18 protein-coding genes are annotated in these 15338 nt (G+C 70.0%); 15 read left to right on the top strand and 3 right to left on the bottom strand.

All coding sequences use genetic code 11. The annotated features are described in order from the left end of the window. Positions 1-37 precede the first annotated feature (37 nt). From O7615_RS33685 to O7615_RS33635, 11 genes are all read left to right on the top strand, one after another. Entirely contained in the window at positions 38-319 is a 282-nt protein-coding gene (locus O7615_RS33685) for a hypothetical protein (RefSeq protein WP_278181835.1), read from the top strand. Continuing rightward, complete coding sequence (locus tag O7615_RS33680) at positions 316-561, top strand: hypothetical protein (protein WP_278181834.1); 246 nt, start codon at positions 316-318, stop codon at positions 559-561. Before O7615_RS33685 ends, O7615_RS33680 begins: the two co-directional genes overlap by 4 nt. A gap of 226 nt (positions 562-787) precedes the next feature. After that, positions 788-1042, top strand: coding sequence for a hypothetical protein (locus tag O7615_RS33675; RefSeq protein ID WP_278181833.1), 255 nt, complete (start codon positions 788-790; stop codon positions 1040-1042). A 10-nt stretch (positions 1043-1052) separates the two neighbouring features. After that, positions 1053-1310: a hypothetical protein gene (locus tag O7615_RS33670; RefSeq protein ID WP_278181832.1), complete on the top strand. Its 258-nt coding sequence runs from the start codon at positions 1053-1055 to the stop codon at positions 1308-1310. Between the two features lie 175 nt (positions 1311-1485). Continuing rightward, positions 1486-2052 carry a hypothetical protein gene (locus O7615_RS33665; RefSeq protein ID WP_278181831.1) on the top strand — a complete coding sequence of 189 codons (567 nt, stop codon included), beginning with the start codon at positions 1486-1488 and terminating at the stop codon, positions 2050-2052. Then, positions 2049-2744 carry a helix-turn-helix domain-containing protein gene (locus O7615_RS33660; RefSeq protein ID WP_278181830.1) on the top strand — a complete coding sequence of 232 codons (696 nt, stop codon included), beginning with the start codon at positions 2049-2051 and terminating at the stop codon, positions 2742-2744. The genes O7615_RS33665 and O7615_RS33660 overlap by 4 nt, the downstream gene beginning before the upstream one ends. Before the next feature lie 47 nt (positions 2745-2791). Further along, complete coding sequence (locus tag O7615_RS33655; protein ID WP_278181829.1) at positions 2792-3166, top strand: hypothetical protein; 375 nt, start codon at positions 2792-2794, stop codon at positions 3164-3166. A 169-nt stretch (positions 3167-3335) separates the two neighbouring features. Further along, positions 3336-3593 carry a putative ATP-grasp-modified RiPP gene (tgmA, locus tag O7615_RS33650; protein WP_278181828.1) on the top strand — a complete coding sequence of 86 codons (258 nt, stop codon included), beginning with the start codon at positions 3336-3338 and terminating at the stop codon, positions 3591-3593. An 8-nt stretch (positions 3594-3601) separates the two neighbouring features. Continuing rightward, positions 3602-4540 (top strand): ATP-grasp ribosomal peptide maturase, encoded by a 939-nt coding sequence (tgmB, locus tag O7615_RS33645; RefSeq protein WP_278181827.1) that lies wholly within the window; start codon positions 3602-3604, stop codon positions 4538-4540. Further along, positions 4533-5684, top strand: coding sequence for an ATP-grasp peptide maturase system methyltransferase (gene tgmC / locus O7615_RS33640; protein ID WP_278181826.1), 1152 nt, complete (start codon positions 4533-4535; stop codon positions 5682-5684). Before tgmB ends, tgmC begins: the two co-directional genes overlap by 8 nt. A gap of 294 nt (positions 5685-5978) precedes the next feature. Further along, positions 5979-6554: a hypothetical protein gene (locus tag O7615_RS33635; protein ID WP_278181825.1), complete on the top strand. Its 576-nt coding sequence runs from the start codon at positions 5979-5981 to the stop codon at positions 6552-6554. Here O7615_RS33635 and O7615_RS33630 read toward each other — a convergent pair. Next, on the bottom strand, positions 6551-7366 hold the full coding sequence (locus O7615_RS33630; RefSeq protein WP_278181824.1) for a hypothetical protein: 816 nt from the start codon (positions 7364-7366) through the stop codon (positions 6551-6553). The genes O7615_RS33635 and O7615_RS33630 overlap by 4 nt on opposite strands. Positions 7367-8111: 745 nt before the next feature. Here O7615_RS33630 and O7615_RS33625 point away from each other — a divergent pair. From O7615_RS33625 to O7615_RS33610, 4 genes are all read left to right on the top strand, one after another. After that, positions 8112-9482 carry a hypothetical protein gene (locus O7615_RS33625; protein ID WP_278181822.1) on the top strand — a complete coding sequence of 457 codons (1371 nt, stop codon included), beginning with the start codon at positions 8112-8114 and terminating at the stop codon, positions 9480-9482. Further along, complete coding sequence (locus O7615_RS33620) at positions 9479-11074, top strand: type IV secretion system DNA-binding domain-containing protein (protein WP_278181821.1); 1596 nt, start codon at positions 9479-9481, stop codon at positions 11072-11074. The genes O7615_RS33625 and O7615_RS33620 overlap by 4 nt, the downstream gene beginning before the upstream one ends. Positions 11075-11293: 219 nt before the next feature. Next, entirely contained in the window at positions 11294-12175 is an 882-nt protein-coding gene (locus O7615_RS33615; protein WP_278181820.1) for a replication-relaxation family protein, read from the top strand. Positions 12176-12968: 793 nt separating this feature from the next. Then, a complete protein-coding gene (locus tag O7615_RS33610) occupies positions 12969-13121 on the top strand; it encodes a hypothetical protein (RefSeq protein WP_278181819.1) in 153 nt (50 codons plus the stop codon). Positions 13122-13188: 67 nt separating this feature from the next. Here the strand turns inward: O7615_RS33610 and O7615_RS33605 are convergent, their stop codons facing one another. Both O7615_RS33605 and O7615_RS33600 read right to left on the bottom strand, forming a co-directional pair. Further along, positions 13189-14751: a recombinase family protein gene (locus tag O7615_RS33605; protein ID WP_278181818.1), complete on the bottom strand. Its 1563-nt coding sequence runs from the start codon at positions 14749-14751 to the stop codon at positions 13189-13191. 54 nt (positions 14752-14805) lie between these two features. Then, on the bottom strand, positions 14806-15288 hold the full coding sequence (locus tag O7615_RS33600; RefSeq protein WP_278181817.1) for a SigE family RNA polymerase sigma factor: 483 nt from the start codon (positions 15286-15288) through the stop codon (positions 14806-14808). Positions 15289-15338: the final 50 nt, after the last annotated feature.

Here is a 15338-nt window from a genome sequence, read left to right as displayed (position 1 = left end):
GGGCCGGCGGTCGGGATTGGCCGCGTGTCACGCGCCGATGAGCTGGGAGGTGGTCGGGATGCTCCTCGCCGCAGCGGTGGCCGCCCGGATGGGGGACTTCCTTGGCGGCCCACCCAGCTTCGAGATCAGCCGACAACCGGCCGCGACGCGCCAAGTCGGCCTTCCATGGGAGGTGATCATCCCGGTGTTGATCGGCGCTGTACTCGCTGCGTTGATGCTTGGCTACCTGGCGGGGCTATGGTCGTTCAAGGTCAAGAGTCGGTGGTGCCCGCGTTGCGGCGCGACAACGAGTGATCTTGTCCGTGAGCACGCGCGATGATCACGCTCAAGGTTGGCGATGTGATCGAGGTCGATGACCGTGACTACAACTACGGCACCGGCAAGCTGATCATGCGGGTTACCCGAATCGGTAGCCGGACCCGCACGGCTAATGGCGAGTGGCTTGATCTTGACGGCCTTCAATTGCGGCCGGACGGCACACAGCTTGGACCGCAACCGCGTCATGCCGCCGTCCGGGTCGGTGCCGTACGTGTTCGGCGGGGTCCAAATGCTTCGCGCTGAGAACCGGAGCAGCCGGCCGCCCGTCGGTGTCCTCGCGGGCGGCGCGCACGCGGGTTCGCCGCGTGCCAACCACAGGAAACGCCAAGTGGCGCCCCGCTTCTGCGTGACATCGGGCTCCGTGGTGGCGGGTGTATCGGGTCGGGCGTGCCGCGCGGCACCGCTCGTGAGGCTCCCCACGGGGACCGCGCGGCACGCCTGTCCCTCGTTGGACGCAAGGACGTGTGAGATGGCGACGACGTATCACGGCGGAACGCGGATCGATCAAGCGCAGGCGATGTTGGACCGGCACGCGGTGTCCAGCGGCGACGGGCTGTGCGTGGAGTGCAAGGTGCTCGGCCCGTGCCCGGAGCATGAGGCGGCGGCCAAGGTGTTCGCGCTGTCGGCGCGGTTGCCTCGGCGTCGACCCGGTGCGACGCGGCCGGAGTCGGTAAACGCCAGACGGGGCGAGTTCGGTTGGCTGTCAGCGCGGGCGGCGGGTTGAGGTGCCGGCCGTGGCGGGGCGGCGGAGCGGGCCGCGTGGCGGGGACGTGCTGTTCATCGGCCGTGCGGCCAGCGTGCAGTTCGGCGGGGCTAACTCGTTCAACTTCCGGGTCATCCGCGTGGATGACAGGCCCACCTATGACGGGTGGCTGTGGTTGGAGGGCTACGTGCTCGGCCCGCGCGGCGACGCAATCGAGCGCCGATCCATCTTCGTCCAGTTCGCCGGGCTCCGCCCGGCACACCCACACACTCCGCAGGGGCGGGGATAGGAGAGGGGTCCGCGCACCGCTGCGGAGTGCGCGTACCGCTCGCCTAGCCCATGTCTGCCAGGACAACCACGCATTTCAGGGACGGATGTACACAGTGGCCTATCAACCAGGTCCGAACGATCTGTTGCGCAACGCGCGCCGGGCGCGGCGGTCCCCGTCCGGGTCGGGTCGGCCGATGTCGCGGCAGGAGTTGGCCGAGGCGGTCAACGCCTATCTGTACGAGCACGCGGGACGCCGCTTCGCCATCCACGCGGGCTACATCGGCAAACTCGAACGTGGCGAGCATCGATGGCCATCGGCGCACTACCGCACCGCGTTACGCGCGGTGCTCGGCCGGGACACCGATGCCGAACTTGGCTTCTACATCATCCAGGGGCACGCCAGCGACGACGCGGCAGAGGTTGAATCGGATGCGTCCGGCGAGGCTGGCGCGGCGGTGGCGGGCCTGGCCATTGCGCCCCCGGTCGAGCTGGTGGCCGAGGCGGTTGCCGGGGTCGCGGTGCCGGACGCGGGGGCCGGGGCGGCGTGGCAGGTGAATGTGAGCGCGCAGGCGGGAACGGCGGTCACGGTGGTGTGCCAGGACGGCGCGGCGGGCCGGGTGGCGGTGCTGGCCGGCGGGGTGCGAGTGCTGATCGACGCGGCCGGCACCGGTCCGGCGAGCCTGGCCCCGGCCGTGCTCGACGTTGCGGCGGTGCCGGGCAGTGCGCGGGTGTACTCGCTGGTTGAGCGGCGGGCGCGATGAGGGCGGGCGGGGTCAAGCCGGGACAGGTGGCCGAGGCGCGTAAGGATCTGGGTCGGCAACTGGCCGCGTGGCGCGACGCGGCCGGGTTGACCCAGGTGCAGCTTGCCCGGCGCATTCCCTACTCGCGGAGCACGGTCGCCAACGTTGAGGTCGGTCGGCACAGCATCACCCGCGCGTTCTGGCGGTGCGCCGATCGGGAGGTTGGCGCGGCCGGGGCGCTGTTGGCCGCGTTCGAGGAGGTTGACCGGCTGGTGCAGAGGCAACGGGAGCGGGTGCTGGGACGGCAAGTCCGGGAGCGGGCCGGGTATGGGCTGCCGGAGTCGGGGCAGGCGCCGGACGGGTGCGGGTGCGGGTTGACGGTGGCCCGGTGGGCCGGGCGGGAAACCCAGGCGTTGCGGGAGGCGTTGCGGATGAGCGTGCGAGCGTTCGCCGAACACCTCGGGGTGACCACCTCGACGGTTTCCGAGTGGGAGAGCCGGGCCGCTGCGGCACCGCTGCGGTTGGCTTCGCAAGCGGTGTTGGATCAGGCGCTCAAACTCGCCGATGCCGACGCGCGGACCCGGTTCGCGGTGCTGGCGGCCAGTGCTGCGCACGGTGCGTCCGGCGGGGTTACCGGCGACGGGGGCAGCGTGAGGCGCGGGTCCGTGGTGGCCCCGTCGCGCCGCCCGGAACGGGCGCGCGTCGCGTCCTGAAACCTAAGCACAGCAACAGTTTTCGAGACGGAGGAAGGGGGGCCGCGATGGTGGGAACGCCGATTCCGAACCTGCACGGCACCCCGACGCACGTAATGGCGGTGGAGTTGTACCAGGGCCACCACGGCGACGCGACCGGGGCGTGTGTGCGCTGCGGCGAGCGGGCACCGTGCCCGGTGCGGTCGCACGCCGCGTCGGTGATCACGGCGGCCGGGGAAGACCCACGCTGGTATGACGGGCGACTGACGGCCGCGCCGCCTACGCCCACCCCCGGTCTCCGGCAACCGGGTGCGGATGAGCGGCCCACAGCTCAACTGGGCCTGGACCGGACGCATCCGGATCACTCCGGCTACCACGTTGGTGGGCGCACTGTGCCGATGAGCCGCGAGGGCTTCCTGTACGAACGGGAGCCGGAGCTGTGATGACCCTCGACGCGCGTTTCCCGCTGAACAACGATGCTGGATCATGGCGGCAATTGAGCGTTGCCAGTTATCTGCTTGACCCGTCGTGGAAAGGCGGGCAACTCTGTGGAAGGCAAAGCGCGGGATTGATCGGGGAGGACCGCAACGAGGCGTTCCGACCCGCTTTCCATTGTCCGGGTTCCTCGCGACGGAAGGAAAGGCGATGGCGGTAGTAGCTTTCGGGGCGCGGCAGGCGGTTGACGTCGTGCCGGTGCCGGTGGATCTGTCCACGGTTCGATTCGATCCGGATCGGCAGATCAGCATCATTACCGAGGACGGGGTGAGTGTTCCGGCGTTGAAGCACTCCACCGGTACCACGTCCACGAACACCGCAGTGCAGGACAACAAGGGCGGGTCTGACAAAGATTCCGACCGGACCGAGGACTGAGCGCACGCGTGGGCGGGCGTACGGTCGTGGTGTTCACCGGAGAGTTCGACGTGACTGCCGATGCGGTGATTGTCGAGTTGGAACGTCGGGGCGTTCCGGTGTTCCGGTGTGATCCGGGCGCGTTCCCGTCCACGTTGGTGCTGGGTGCCCGGTTCGGCGGTAGCTGGACCGGGCACCTTCGCACCGACCGGCGAACGGTGGACGTGGCTGACGTGGTGTGCGCGTGGTGGCGGCGCCCCACCCCGATCGCCGTACCGGCTGAGGTGCCGCACGCCGATTGGGTGCGCGCGGAGGCGGTGGCCGGGCTGCGGGGCGTCCTATCAGTGCTGCCATGGTTGAACCACCCGGACGACATCCGCGCGGCGGAGCACAAGCCGTTGCAGTTGGCCACGGCGGCACAGGTCGGGCTGAGCGTCCCGGCAACGATGGTGACCAACGATCCGGCCGAGGCGCGGGCGTTCGCCGAGGAACACGGCCCGATCATCTACAAGTCGTTGACCATGGGCCTTCTCGACGGGGACAAGGTGATCTACGCCTGTCCGGTCGATCCGGCGACGCTGGATGACGGCGTTGCGGTCACGGCGCACCTGTTCCAACAGCAGATTGAGAAAGCGTACGAGTTGCGCGTGACGGTGGTGGACGGGAACGTGTTCACCGCGCGCATAGACGCATTGACGGAGAAAGGCCGCGCCGATTGGCGTGCCGATTATCGCAATCTCCGGTACAGCCCTTACGCGCTACCAGAGGAGGTGGCGGACAAGGTGCGGCGTTTCCTCACGCTGCGGCGACTGCGTTTCGCCGCGCTAGATTTTGTTGTTACCCCGGACGGTGAGCACGTGTTTTTGGAGGCGAACCCGAACGGGCAATGGGCTTGGATAGAGCACGAAACCGGTCTGCCGATAGCCGCTGCTATCGCCGACGCGTTGGAAGGCGTCACACATGACTGATCAACGGTCCGAGGACATCGCCCGGTTCCTTTCCGGGTTGGAAGCCGACGGCTACCTATCCGATCCGGCGTGGAAACAGGCGTTCGGCCAGGTGCCGCGTCACGTGTTCCTACCCGCGTTCTTCCTGCCGCTGCCCGATGGGCGGTGGCAGGCCATCGATGCGACCCACCCCGACTACTGGGTCAACGTGTACGCGGACACCACCTTGACCACGCAACTTGACGGCACGGTCAGCCCGGACCCGCACGTCGGGCCGCTGTCCGGTACCGGCACGTCCAGTTCGACACAGCCAGGGCTCATGGCGTTGATGCTGGACGCATTGCGCCTGTCCGGCGATGAGCGGGTGTTGGAGATCGGCACCGGGACCGGCTACAACGCGGCATTGTTGGCGCACCGCCTCGGCGCGGCCAACGTCACCAGCGTCGAGGTTGACCCGGTGGTCGCGGACCTGGCCCGGCAACGCCTCGCCGCGTGCGGGTACCGGCCGACCGTGGTCACGGGTGACGGGGAACAGGGCTGGCCGGAGGGCGCACCCTATGACCGGCTGATCGCCACGGTGTCCGTGCCGGCGGTGCCGCCCGCATGGCTGGCTCAGGTACGTGACGGCGGGGCCATCGTGGTCAGCCTGTGGCGTGACCTGGGCGGCGGTCCGCTCGTGCTGTTGGAGGTCAACGCCGGTAGCGCGCAAGGATTCTTCCTGGCCGAGCAGGGAGGGTTCATGCCGGTCCGCGCGGCCAACCGGGCGGCGTCGGCGCTGTCCACGGCGGTCAAGCAGACCGGCACCACCCGGCCGACCCGGCACCCGAGTTCCGTGCTGCACCACGCCGACGCGGGGCTGTGGCTGGCGTTGCAGGTCCTCGGCGTGACCTGGCTCGGGTTCACCCCGGACGGCGGCAACGAACAGATGTGGCTGTTCGCCACGGACGGCTCATGGGCGGCGGTCGACGACACCGCCGGGCAGGTGGAGCAGTACGGACCGCGTGAGCTGTGGGACGAGATCGAAACCGTCTACGACCGGTGGCGCGACGCCGGGGCACCGACTAGGGACCGCCTTGGACTGACCGTCACCGACACCGGAGCACACCGGGCCTGGCTGGACAGCCCGGACGTGGTGCTGTGGGACGGCGCGAGCGCACGCCGCTAGCCTTCACGGGCATGACGGTCCCTCGGCCGGACGCAACCAACGGCCGGGGCGGGGGCGGGCACCTCGCCCCGGCCTCACGCTGCGCCCCGCCGTGTCTCGCGCAGGCTGGGGTGGTGGTGTCAAGCTGTGAGGGTGAGCCGTCGCCGTGACCGTCGCACATGCGCGCGTAGCGTGCGGTGGCGGCGTGCGCTGCGGCGCAGGATCGGGGCCGGCCCGTCTCGGGTGCTGAAGCCGCGCACGCGGGGGGCGTGGGCGAACTGGGCTGATGACGTGTACAACCGGGGCGTAGGCGCGGTGTTCGATGAGGAGTGGCGACGGCAGGTGCGCGGCGAGCCGTCCTCGATGATCCTGCTGCCGGTTCACGACGAACGCTTGCACGGCCCGATGCCGAACGAGGTTTCGGCCGATGTCCCGGTGGCCTCGCGCAAGCGGCGGGCGCTGGCGCAACAGTTGCACGCGCAGTTGGCCGACCCCCCGTCGTGGAGCGGCCCGGACCGGTTCGGCTGGTCGGTGCTGGACGTGCCGGCGGCGCGGCTTGACGGCGCGGCGCGGGCGTTGCGGGAGGCACCGGCAACGGCGCTGCGTGACCCGTCGTCGGTGCTGGTCACGGTCGGCAAGCGCTCTGGCTCGGTGGTGCTGCGCCTACACGGGGACACGTTCTCGGTGGTGTTCCACGTCTCGCCCGGTGACGGGCCGGTTCTGGTGGTGCTCGATGAGTTGCCCGGGTACGCGGTCCGAGTCGATACCGACCCGGACCCGAAGGGCATCATGCGCGTGATGGCGATGAAGCACGAGGTGCTTCGGGCCATGGACAAGACGCAACGGTCCCGCCCGGCGGCGGCCCGTGCGCCCGTGCCGCACACCACCTAGTCCGGTTGGCGTGCGGCGGCGCCATCGGTTGGCGCGTCGGCTCCCCATTCCGGGTGCTTGGCTTGCAGGTACCGCGACGCCAGCGACGTGAACACGGCCCGCTTGACGCGGGGCAGTTTGGAGCGGGCCGAACCGGAGGACATGCCGATCTCCTGGGCGGCCTCGGGAATGGTGCGCCCGTACAGGCTGCACAACGCCAGCAAGGTTGCTTCTTCTGCGGTGACCTTTGGCCTGCGGTCGGTGCGGCTGGGTTTCACGTGGGCGGTGGCGACCACGAGCGCGCGCAGCACTGGGGCCAGCTCGTCATCGGGCGGCGGGGTGTCGTCGGCGGGCGGCTCCGGTTCGGGTTCGGGTTCCCCGGGAAGCGGGGGCCATTGGACGTCCCGGTCTTTCCACCATGCCTGTTTGGCACGGTGGACCGCTCGCCAGATGATCCGGTCACCGATGCGTTCGTCGTCGGGCCGCACGTTGAACAGCTCGGCAAGGAATCCCACGGCGAGGTGTTGGTGAACCTGCCGTTTGTCGTCGTACTCGCCGTTGGCGCCACCCGGCGTCAGGTAGTGCGCTTTCTCGATGAGCCGTAGTGCGGCGACACCGATCACGTAGACGTACCACCGGCCGCGCTGCTGCCTGGCGTTGGTGATCAGGTAGTGCCAGACCGCATCGCGGGCCGGTAGCGGCGTGGTCTCTTGGTGCAGCAACGCCCGAAGGGTGTCCATGGGCAACAGCGCATCGGGCGGGTACGCGCCGAGCATGTGACCGGGCACGCCGATACCGGTCATCGCCTCGGCTTGCTCACGCAGGTACTCCAACGGTAAGGGGGTGTAGAGCTGCCACCGGCGGGTGCGGCGGGGTGCGCCGTCGTCCTGGTGCGCGGGTGTGAGGTCACCGTCATCCGGGGGTGCGAGGTCATCGTCGTCCGGTTCGAGCACGGCGGGGTGTCCTTCCAGCGGCTCACGTGTGCGCGTGGCTGTGGTGGACACGCCGGGTCCGCCGGTCGGCGGCTGGGTGTGCGGTGGTCGGCGTTGACCGGGCACGGTAACCCGGCGTGCTGCGGACAAGCGCCGGGATCGTGTCGAACGATTGTACGAAAGTTGCTCGGGTGTGGCGACGGGGTTTCCCGTGCCGGAGGTCGCGGAGATCCGCGCGGGCGGCGATGCCGGCCGTTCGGGCGGCGGGGTGGCGGTGTGCCTCATGTGGTCACCAAGCGCATTGCCGACCGGCCGAAGCGCAGCGGCGGGCGCCGATGGATGCTGGCGGTGACCGTCACGGCGTGCCCCCACATGCCCGTGCCCTGCTGGCGCGCTAGATCACCCGAGCGTACGCCGACTGCCCAAGATTCTTTCCCGCCATATTCGTGATCTTGCGATTTTTCCTTGATCACGAGTTCTGTATGGGGGAAGGCACTACCGAGCCGGGAACCTTTCCCGGCAGTGCGCCGGCCCCGGGTGGGGTCGGCGTTGTGCTGTCTGCCCGTGTTCACCCGAAGGTGTCTGCGGGCTTCAACCCATTCACGGCCGGTCCGCTCCGCGCGGGCCGGTCCTGCCAAGGAGGCGCATGAGCATCATTCAACCGATCGCAGGGACGATCATCATCTTCGGTCCGCCGGTGTGGGCGGGCTCTCCTGTGGACTGGCCGGACACGCTCGGCCAGTGGATCACCAACCTTCCCGCCCACCTGGCCGGGCTGTGGCACGCGGTCGGGTCGCTGTGGTGGCCGTGGGTGCCGTTGCTCGTGCTCGCGGTGGTGTTGAGCGTCATCGCGGTTCGCCTCGCGCTGTGGGTGTTGTGGCGGCGGGTGGCGGCCGGCGGGTACTGGGTGGAGATCACCCCGCCCCGGACGGTCGAGGCGGCCCGTTGGGGTCTGGTGTGGCGGCGGCTGGACGGCCTGGCCTGGCGTGCCCGGGGCCGGTGGCGCCTGGTACGTCCACCCCTCGCGTTCGAGGTGTATGCGGACGGGCGTGGATTGCGGGCCGGGCTGTGGCTGCCCGGCTGGGTGCCGCTGCGCGTGGTGGCCGGGGAGGTCGCCCGTGCCTGGCCCGGCGCTCTCGTGCGCCGCACGGAACCGCCCACCGTGGACGGTCCCGGCGCGGTGGCCGGGGTGCGGTTGGCGGCTGACAGCTACCACCCGGAAACGGGGTGGCTGGTGGACGACCCGCGCCCGCGTACCGGCACCCGTCGGGGCGTGGGCAGTGACCCCGACTTGGGCATGGTGTGGTCCGCCCTGGCCGATCCGGGTACGGAGCGGGTGGGGCGGCTGCTGCTGCAAGTCCTCGTCCGGCCCGCGCCCGGTCGCCGGGTGGGCCGGTTGGCGGCGGCGGCCCGTCACCCGGTGGGGCCTTCGCGGGGCGGGGTGGCGCGCGGCGGTGATGCGCTGCTGTGGCTGCTGCAAGCCGCGTTGCGGACGGTGTTGTCCGTGCTGGAGGTGTTCCTGTCGTCGGGCTCCAGCTCGTCCCGGTCGCGCTCCGGCTCGACGGGGCGGCGGGAGCCACCGAACGCCATCGACCGGGAGGCGATGGCCGAGGCACGCGCCAAACGCAACGACCGGCCGCACCTGCTCGTCTCGGTGCGGGTCGGTGCGGTCGGCGGGCGGCGTGCTGCGGTACGGCAGGCGGCCCGGTCGGTGGCGGCCGGGTACGGCGAGGCATCGCGGTGGCTGCGCCCGGTCCGCCTGCGCCGGCCCGCGGTAGCGCTGTCGCTGCGGCGGGCGAGCCGCGGTGAGTGGCTGCTGTTGTCCGCCAACGAACTCGGCGTGCTGGCGCACCTGCCACCCGATCCGGCGCTGTACCGGTTCGACACGGCCGCGCTGCACCGAGCACACCCCGGCGGGGCGCGGCGTGCCGACCCGGAGGCGGGCTGGACCCGGCAGGGCTGGACCCCGGCCAGTGGCGACGACCCTGACGACGAAAAGTTTCCGGAGGCGGTATGACGAAACGACAACCATCAACCACCACGGCGGGCGCTGCGGCGCCCGCCGTGCCGCTGCGCCCGGCTGCGGCCCGGCTGCGGCTGTTCCCGCCCGACTCGCCGCGTCGGCAGGCGGTCAAGGCGCTCGGCGTGGCACCGCTCGGTGAGCCGGTGCTGATCGGGTTGGCCCCGGCGGACGCGCGGCACCATCTGCACGTGCCGGGGCCGACCGGTACCGGCAAGACAACCCTGTTGCTCAACCTGGCCATGGCCGACGCGCGGGCCGGGCGCGGCCTGGCCGTGTTCGACCCCAAGGGCGACTTGGTGCGGGACCTCCTCGACAGGCTCCCGCCCGGCGTGGCCGGGCGCCTGGTCCTGATCGACCCGGACGAGAAACAGGCACCGCCCGCGTTGAACCTGTTCGACCTGGGCGACGACCCGGAGACGGTGGCCGGCCAACTCGTCGGGGTGATGGCCAAAGTGTGGGCGCAGTACTGGGGGCCGCGCACGGACGACCTGGCCCGGCACGCGGTACTCACCCTCGCGCATCTGCCCGGCTCCACCCTCGCCGACCTACCCCTACTCCTTGCCGATGCGGCGTATCGGCGGAGGGTCCTCGGGCTTGTTCGCCGCCGGGCCGGGCCGGTCGAGTCTGCGGAACTGGCCGCGTTCTGGGCCTGGTACGACGAACTGTCCCCGGCGCAAGCATCCGTGCAAGCCGGACCGCTGCTGTCCAAACTGCGGGCGGTGCTGTCCCGCCGGTTCGCCGCGTCCCTGTTCGGCGTGGGCGCCTCCACCTTCCGGCTTCGGGAGGTGCTGGACGGCGGGGTGTTGCTCGTGCGGCTCCCGCCGACTCTCGGTGAGGACACGGTGCGCCTGGTCGGCTCGCTGCTGCTGGCCGCGTTGCTCCACGCGGCGAACGGTCGGGCCGACCTGCCAGAGGCGGACCGGCTTGACGCGAGCCTCGTCCTCGACGAAGCGCACACCTTCCTGCACCTGCCGGTGGGCATCGACAACGCGCTAGCCACCGCGCGGGCGCTGCGGGTCTCCCTCGTGCTGGCACACCAGCACTTGGGCCAGTTGTCCGCGTCCATGTTCGGGGCGATCGACGCGAACGCCCGTAACAAGGTGTTCTTCTCCCTGCCCCCACGCGACGCGCGGGACCTGGCCCACCACGTCGCGCCGTACTTCGAGCCCGAAGACCTCATGCGCCGCGACGCCTACGGCATCGTCTGCCGCCTCGTGATCGACGGCCGCGACAGCGAACCGTTCAGCCTCAACACCCGCCCCGCACCCCCGGCCGTGCCCGGCCGCGCCGAGGCGCTGCGAGCAGCGGCCCGCGCACGCGGCCTGTCCATGCAGGAGCGTCATGCGCTCGCCGAGGCACGCCGCCTCGGCCCCGCCGCAAGGGCCACCAACCCAAGCGGGACCGGAAACGGCCCGGCTGCCAACCCAACCGACGTACCTACAGACCCAACGGGCGGACGGTTCCCGCCCGCAGGGCCAACCGGCGGCCCGGCCGACGGGCCGGGAGTGCAACCGCCCCCGGTGGCCGGATTCCGGCCACCCACCCCACGCAAGAAGAGAAAACGATCGGGGCGCGTTGATCCTTGAACATCGCTTCCGCGCTTGCCAACCCAACCGGAGTGGCGTTGTCAGATCCGATCCGGCCCGACAGGCGGTCTGTTGGGTTGGTGTTCGACTCGGAGCCTCCCTCGGGTGCTCCCCGGCGGCTCCCCGGAGGCGAGCGCCCAACTGAGGCTCCGGCCTTGAACAACCCAACAGCGCAGGCCAACCGGCCTGTGCTGCCTCGTCTGCGAAAGGTGACTGGTCATGAAGACCACAACAAACAACCCGCACGGGCGGCCCCCCGAACCCCGGGGACGCCACCCCGGCACGTCCGTGCCGGACGTAGCCAGCGAACTACGCCGACTCATGCCCCGCGACCGGTGGCTGATCGACCTACTCCATCACCATCAGGTCTTCACCACCGAACAGGTTGCCGCGCTCGGCTTCGACAACGTGCACACCGCCCGTAACCGGCTCAACCTGCTCAACCGGCGCGGGGTGCTGGCGCGGTTCCGCGACGCGGTACGCCCCGGCTCCCAATCGTGGCGGTGGGCGCTCGGCTGGATCGGCGCGGCGTTCGTCGCATACCGCGACGGCGGGCCGGTACCACGACCGGGCACGATCGCCGATCGGGTCAACCGCCTCGCCGCAAGCCCGCGCCTGCCGCACCTGCTCGGCGTAAACGGGTTCTTCGTGGACCTGGCCTCGCACGCCCGCCACACCCCCGGCACCCGCCTCGGCGTGTGGTGGTCCGAACGGCGCTGCCGGGACGTGTGCGGAGACCTGGCCCACCCGGACGGGCACGGCGTGTGGACCGAAGACGACCGCACCTGCTCGTTCTGGCTGGAATACGACCGGGCCACCGAACCCGCCCGCCGGGTCTTGGAAAAACTCGACGGATATCAATCACTGCACCGGGCGACCGGACTCAACCACGCGGTGCTGATCCGGATGCAAACCCCCCGGCAGGAAACCACGCTGCACCAACGGCTACGTACCCACCCGGCCGTTACCGGCGGGCGGCTCATGGTCGCCACCATGAGCGGCGACCACACCACCCATCCCGCAGGGCCGGTCTGGCTGCCCACCGGTCACAGCACCCGGCGTCGCCTGGCCGACCTACCCACCACCGGCACCGACACGTAGCCCGCGCACGCGGACGCCAATCTCGACCGCGCCCGGTCGAGATTCGATAAGCAAAAGCCATATCTTGCTCGGCGTTTGGCGGCCAAACGCCATATCTTGCTGCGCGACCGAACGGCGCGTACGCAGATCCGGTAACCCGTACTACAACTTGCTCCGCCGACCCGACTCGACGGGAGTCGTCACCGTTTAGGCGCTACCGGTCGCGGACGACGTGATACGCAACGATACGACGCGAAACGAGTCGCGTATAGCACCACGGGCGTGTCGCATGATGCCACCTGGCCTCTCGGCGACGGAGCCGCAGCGGGTGGCCTCGGGCTGGTAGCGCCGTTGCTCGGGGGGCCGGGCGCTACCGGTAACCCCGTAGCGGTCCTGCCTGGGCGGTAACACCACCGAGGGTGTGGTAACGCCTTGACCTCAATGACCAGCAACGCATCTGTTCACTTCGTCACACCCATATATCCCGGCTGGTGTCGGGCTTTTCTGTCCCCTGTCGGCTCGTGCCAGAAAAGACTGTCACCGAGGGCTACGGGTAGCGCGGGTGGTAACGCCCCCGCGTCATTCTCGAACCAAGGAAAGGCGAAAGCGATGACCACAGCAAACCGGAATCCAGCAGGAACAACCGTGGAGGACGATGGCCACAAGCCAGACGACGACACCTGACCCACGCCGTCGCCCACGAGGCGACCAGGAGCCGCTCCACCAGCCAACGACGCCGGACAGCGGCCCCACCCCCGCCGACAACCCGCACGCGAACACGCCTGGCCATCCGGACGCACGGGGGACGTTACCGATGGCCCGTTACCTGCTCGACCCGGCGACCGAAGACGAGATCCAGGCACTCGCCCGGACCGCGCCACCGATGACTCCTGACGTGGCGATCCGGATTGCCCGGATGCTGCGGTGGAACGAACGCGACACCACCGGCACCGACCGGGCGGCCTGACATGCGAGCGCCGGGCGACCCGACCCCAACGGGTCCGGGCCGCCCGGCGCTTCTGTCGTGCGGCGGGCTACGCCGCGTCCTGCTCGGCGTCCGGGCCGAACCGCCACGTCCATTCGAGGCGATGCGCGCCGAACGGCTGGCGGCTGCCCTTGCCGGCCCGCAACAGCTTGATGTCGGCCACGGTACGGATGATTTCCCGCTTCACCGCCACCTCGTCACCCAACTCGGCCCATCTGCGGGCGGCGTGCTCGCCGATCATCCCGCGCAGCACGGGCGGGATACCCGCCTCCTTCGCCCGCGCCTCGTGCTCGGCGATCTGCGCTGTCAGGCCCTTCTCGGCGCGGGCGTAGGCGATGGCGGACACCTCACCTTCCTCGCCCAGCTTGCGCCAGTCCTCCAGTTCGGCGCGCAGCCGGGCGGCCTCGGCGCGGGCGTGCGCCGCCTGCTCATCCCCACCGGACAGCGCGGACAGCATCTCGCCGGTCTCCGGCAGCGACAGCCACGCCACCACGGTCCGCTGAACGTACTCGTCCAGGAACTCCGCCTTCACGGCGGCGCACCGCTTCTTCAAGCAGGAGTACACCTGCCCCTCCCACCCGTGCCGGGACACATGCCCGGACGAGATTGGGCCGCCGCACACTCCGCACGCGACGATGTAGGACAGCAGGTGGACGGCCCGCCCCGCCCGCGTGGTCGTCCGGGACGGATCCTCCAACAGCCGCACGCACGCCCAATAGGTGTCCTCATCCACCAACGCCGGCCAGATCCCGTCCCCGACGATCTCGCCCCGGAACACCCGCTTGCCGATGTAGGCCGGGTTGAGCACCTGCTTGCGGATGATCCCACGCCGCCACGTCGACCCCTGCGGCGACGGGATGCCCTTGGCGTTCAACTCGTCCTCGATCGTGATCAGCGGAACCCCGGCGGCGACCTTCGTGAAGTTGTCCCGCACCACCCCGGCATGGCTGTACTCCGTCACCGTCTCATCCGCGCCCACGGCCTTGCGGATCTCGGTGTCCGGCTCCTGCCGCAGCAACGCCTTGGTGCGCTGGTCGTAGATCCGCCGGTAGCCGTAGGTCACCTTCCCGTGCGGACGCCCCGCCTCGGCCGCGCCGACGATGCCACGCAACACGTTGTCCCGGATCGAGTCGGCCAGCCACTCCGCCTGCACGGCCTGGAAGCCGAGCATCATCCGGTCGTTCTTGTCCCGCAGGTCGTACAACACCCCACCGACCAGCCAGAAGTACAAGCCGACCTCGGTGCACATGTCCCGGATCCGCACGTACACCGCGAGGTCGCGTTCCTTGCGGGAGATCTCCCAGATCACCAGCACGTCACCCTTACCGGCGCGGATCTGCTCGATCAGCAACTCGAACTGCTCACGCTCCTTCGTGGCGTGCCGACTCGCCGACCGGTGGTTGTCGGTGAACGACCCGGCATCCTTCCACGACCGCTTCGTGATCTCGGCAAGGTTCAGCTTGCCCTGATCACCGACGCTCTTGCCCTGTTCCTTCTTGTCCTGGCTGGCCCGCTGATACCGCAGTGCCCGCACGTCAGCGCCACCGGCCAGCAGCGCGTCCTTGGTGTCGAACCGAACCCGGTTCCCGGCCCGCGTTCCCCGCCGTACCATCGGATCGTCCCCTGTTCAATCGATGTCCCTAGCTGCTAACATCGACCTTAGCATCTAACGACCCTTGGGAGTGCCGACCGAACAACCGAGTGTCTCGGCGACCTGGGCCTCGGTGAGGTCCTCCCAGTAGCGCAGCACCAGCACCGCGCGCATCCGGGGCGGCAGGTGCTGCAGAGCGGCGAGCACCTCGTCGCGGACCACGACGTCGTCGGCCAGGTCCCGGTTCCCGCCGTGCTCGGTCTGCGGCCGCCAGGAACCGGTGATGCCGGCGAGGAACTCTCGGAACCCGAATCGGCGCCAGAGCCGGGTCCTTTCGTTGACCATGATCTGGCGGACGTACGCCATCGGTTGGTCCACCTGTCGCCATCGGCGCATCACCCGCATCAGCGCGATCTGCACCAGATCCTCGGCCGCGTGCCGTGAACCGGTCAGCAGGTATGCGGTCCGGATCAGGTCCGCGTACCGGATCTCGACGAACTCGCGGAAGCCGTCATCGGACACCTGCACCCCCTTCAGCCCTGCCTGGGCGTCCTTCATGACAGGGAGAGTCCGGGCCGGAAGGAAACGTTGTGCGGCGGTGGCGAGAA

It is taken from the genome of Micromonospora sp. WMMD1082, assembly GCF_029626175.1.
In the GTDB taxonomy this organism is placed as follows: domain Bacteria; phylum Actinomycetota; class Actinomycetes; order Mycobacteriales; family Micromonosporaceae; genus Micromonospora.
Note: the sequence above shows the minus strand (reverse complement) of the source record. Positions and strands in the feature narration are given on the sequence as shown.